The following is a 2,908-nucleotide window of genomic DNA, read 5'->3' on the forward strand; positions in this document are numbered from 1 at the left end:
CGCCCTACCCGCCGACCGGAATTCCCTCACAGGCCCGATATCGCTCACATGCCCATGCCACCATCGACCGGCAGTCCCGCCCCGGTGATGAAACGGGCGGCGTCGGAGGCGAGGAAGACCACGGCGTCGGCCATGTCGGCGACCTCGCCGAGCCGCCCGAGCGGGGTCAGCCCGATGACGTCCCCGACGGCTGCCTCCGCGCTCGGCCAGAGCCCCATGGTCTCCATGTCCTGGGCGAGCTTCATCCCCATCTCCGTCGGTACGAGGCCGGGGTAGACGCAGTTGACCCGCACGCCGTAGCCGAGCTTGCCGGACTCCAGAGCGGCGACCCGGGTCAGCCGGTCGACCGCGGCCTTCGTCGCGGAGTATCCGGCGATGCCGGGGAAGGGGATCGTGGCGGCCACCGACGAGACGTTGACGACCGCGCCGCCCCGGCCCGCCGGTCCGCCGGGCCGCATCGCACGGAAGGCATGTTTGGTGCCGAGCGCGACGCCAAGCACGTTCACATCCAGCATCCTGCGGACGTCCCGCGGGTCGAGGTCGACGACCAGGCCGGAGATCTCGATGCCGGCGTTGTTGACGACGATGTCCAGACCGCCGAGCTCGTCCACGGTACGGGCGACGGCCGACTCCCAGCTCGCGTCGTCGGTCACGTCGAGGGAGACGAACGCCGCGGTGCCGCCCGCCTTCTGCAGGGCCTCGGCGGTGAGCCGGCCCGCGTCCTCCTGGATGTCGGCGACGACGACGTCGGCACCGGCGCGGGCGAGCGCCGCGGCCATCCCCGCGCCGAGCCCCTGCGCGCCCCCGCTCACCAGGGCCTTGCGCCCCTCCAAGTCGTACACGTTCACGGGAATCTCCTCCTGCGGGGCGGCTGCTGCGACGGCGTCGCGTGACGTGGGTCACACCCTAGAAGCCCACACCCGCCACCCACGACGGCCAACGCGACAACTCCCCGAAGCGAACGCGGAGTTGCTAAGGTACGGCGGCCATGTGCCGTCCCCCGTTCCGGCGACGGCAGCGGCGGTGGAACCCCCCGCGCACGCCGGCCGCAGGCGCCGACGTCAGAGAATGTCGCCGTCGCGCCAGTCGAAGAACAGCTCGTACGAGGGGTCCAGGTCGCCACCCCAGAGCAACGGCGGCTCCTCGTCCGGCAGTTGAATGACGCCATCCGGACCGATGGCCCCGACCGCACCCTTCCACTCCACCCACCCGCGGGCCAGGTAGAGCCGCTCGCCCTCGGCCGACGCGGAGAGCGCCCCGAGCGCGTACGCCCCGTCGATGACCCGCTCCAGGGCGCCCATGACCTGACCGCCGAGCCCCTGCCGTCGCAAGTCCGGCCGTACGGCGACCGCCTCCACATAACCGACCCGCAGGGAACGGCCGTTGTGCAGAACCCGGCGCTGCACCACGGAGCCGTGCGCGAACAGTGCGCCTGTCTCGTCACACACGAGGGCGTGGACGCCGCCGAGGCCGTGATCCCAGTCCTGATCACTGAAGTCACCGTCGAAGGCCTCGTCGAGCAGGGCGCGGGCGGCGCGCAGTTCGGCCGCCGTCAGATCGCTGGTGTGGGCCGTACGCAGGGTGGTCACGTCACCACCGTACTCAGCCAGGATCTGAGTACGCACACCGATTTGCCCGCGCCCGCCCCGCGGCAGAGTCGGTCCCATGAACGGCCTCTACGCTCTCAAGCCCTGGTACGCGGACCGGCTCTCCGGCGTGCGTGCCGCGCTCGTCCGCCGCGAGGTGTCGCCCGACACCCTCACGGCGGCGGGCGTGGTGTGCGCGGCGGGCGCCGCGGCCGCGCTCGCCTGGCTGCCCTTCGGCGTCTCGGCACCGCTGGTCGCGGCGCTGCTCGCCGCGCGCCTGGCGTTCGCGAACCTGGACGGCGCACTGGCCCGCGACACGGGCCGCACGACGCGCAGGGGCGCACTCCTGAACGAACTGGGCGACCGCGCGGCCGACTTGATCGTCCTGGCGGCCTTCCTGCCACTGGCCCCCCTGTGGCTGGTGGCGACGGCGGGCCTGGCGGCGACACTGCCGTCCTGGGTGTCCCTGGCGGGCGCGGCGGCGGGCACGACGCGCCTCAACGGCGGCCCGGTGGGCAAGACGGAACGGTGCGCGCTGGTCGTGGTGGCGGCGGCGTCGGGCTGGGTCGTACCGGTCCTTGCGGTGATCGCGGCGGGATCGACGGTGACGGCGGGGCTGCGACTGGCGCGGCTGTGGCGGGAGTTGGGCGCTGCGCCTCAGATGGGGGACGCGCGATGAGCACCGCCTTCATCGCAGGCGAGGCCGCCGGGCGGGCCGCATCCGTGGTCGCCGGGGTGCTCGGCGCGGACGGCACCGCCATCGCGGCGCTGCCCGCTCGGCCTCCGGCCCGGCAGGCGCGGGAGTTGGGCACCACACCCCAGATCGGAGACCCACGATGAGCACCGCCTTCATCGCAGGCGAGGCCGCCGGGCGCGCCGCATCCGTAGTCGCCGGGGTGCTCGGCGCGGACGGCACCGCCATCGCGGCAGTGCCTGCTCGGCCACCGGCCCGGCAGGCGCGGGAGTTGGGCACCACACCCCGGATGGGTTTCATCGCCGGCGAGACCGCCGGACGCGCCGTACCCGTGGCCGCCGGAGCGCCCGGCGTCGCCGCGCCGGCTTCGCGGACACAGACCCATCACTCACAGGAGTTGGGCACCACACCCCAGATCGGAGACCCACGATGAGCGCCGCCTTCATCGCAGGCGAGGCCGCCGGGCGCGCCCTGCCTGTCGTCGCCGGTGTGCTCGGTGCGGGTGGTGTCGCTGTCGCGGCGATTCCCTCGCGGGTGCGGATGCGGGGGGAGTTGCGTAAGCGGTGGCGGACCTGGGCGTTGGCCGCGCCGCTCTTTCTCGGGGCGTTCTTCGTGGGGCGGCCAACGC

5 protein-coding genes and 1 pseudogene are annotated in these 2,908 nt (G+C 73.6%); 4 read left to right on the forward strand and 2 right to left on the reverse strand.

Annotated elements, in window-relative coordinates:
• Positions 1-44: 44 nt before the first annotated feature.
• Both E2651_RS42335 and E2651_RS42340 read right to left on the reverse strand, forming a co-directional pair.
• Positions 45-848: a glucose 1-dehydrogenase gene (locus E2651_RS42335; protein ID WP_135336586.1), complete on the reverse strand. Its 804-nt coding sequence runs from the start codon at positions 846-848 to the stop codon at positions 45-47.
• Between the two features lie 213 nt (positions 849-1,061).
• Positions 1,062-1,589: a GNAT family N-acetyltransferase gene (locus E2651_RS42340; protein WP_245239549.1), complete on the reverse strand. Its 528-nt coding sequence runs from the start codon at positions 1,587-1,589 to the stop codon at positions 1,062-1,064.
• A 76-nt stretch (positions 1,590-1,665) separates the two neighbouring features.
• Here E2651_RS42340 and E2651_RS42345 point away from each other — a divergent pair, with 76 nt between their 5' ends.
• The 4 genes and pseudogenes from E2651_RS42345 to E2651_RS42355 all read left to right on the forward strand — a co-directional run.
• Positions 1,666-2,265, forward strand: a complete 600-nt coding sequence (locus tag E2651_RS42345; RefSeq protein WP_135336588.1) for a CDP-alcohol phosphatidyltransferase family protein — start codon at positions 1,666-1,668, stop codon at positions 2,263-2,265.
• A complete protein-coding gene (locus E2651_RS44490; protein ID WP_167829076.1) occupies positions 2,262-2,426 on the forward strand; it encodes a hypothetical protein in 165 nt (54 codons plus the stop codon). The genes E2651_RS42345 and E2651_RS44490 overlap by 4 nt, the downstream gene beginning before the upstream one ends.
• Positions 2,423-2,713, forward strand: coding sequence for a hypothetical protein (locus E2651_RS42350; RefSeq protein ID WP_135336589.1), 291 nt, complete (start codon positions 2,423-2,425; stop codon positions 2,711-2,713). Before E2651_RS44490 ends, E2651_RS42350 begins: the two co-directional genes overlap by 4 nt.
• Positions 2,710-2,908, forward strand: a pseudogene (locus E2651_RS42355) (phosphatidate cytidylyltransferase); the annotation flags it as partial. The gene E2651_RS42350 and the pseudogene E2651_RS42355, both read left to right, overlap by 4 nt.

Source organism: Streptomyces sp. MZ04 (genome assembly GCF_004684775.1).
Lineage (GTDB): Bacteria > Actinomycetota > Actinomycetes > Streptomycetales > Streptomycetaceae > Streptomyces.

Excerpts from the sequence above, each read along its gene's own strand:
- E2651_RS42345 (WP_135336588.1), top strand. The coding sequence starts at position 1,666 with ATGAACGGCCTCTACGCTCTCAAGCCCTGGTACGCGGACCGGCTCTCC.
- E2651_RS44490 (WP_167829076.1), top strand. The coding sequence starts at position 2,262 with ATGAGCACCGCCTTCATCGCAGGCGAGGCCGCCGGGCGGGCCGCATCC.
- E2651_RS42350 (WP_135336589.1), top strand. The coding sequence starts at position 2,423 with ATGAGCACCGCCTTCATCGCAGGCGAGGCCGCCGGGCGCGCCGCATCC.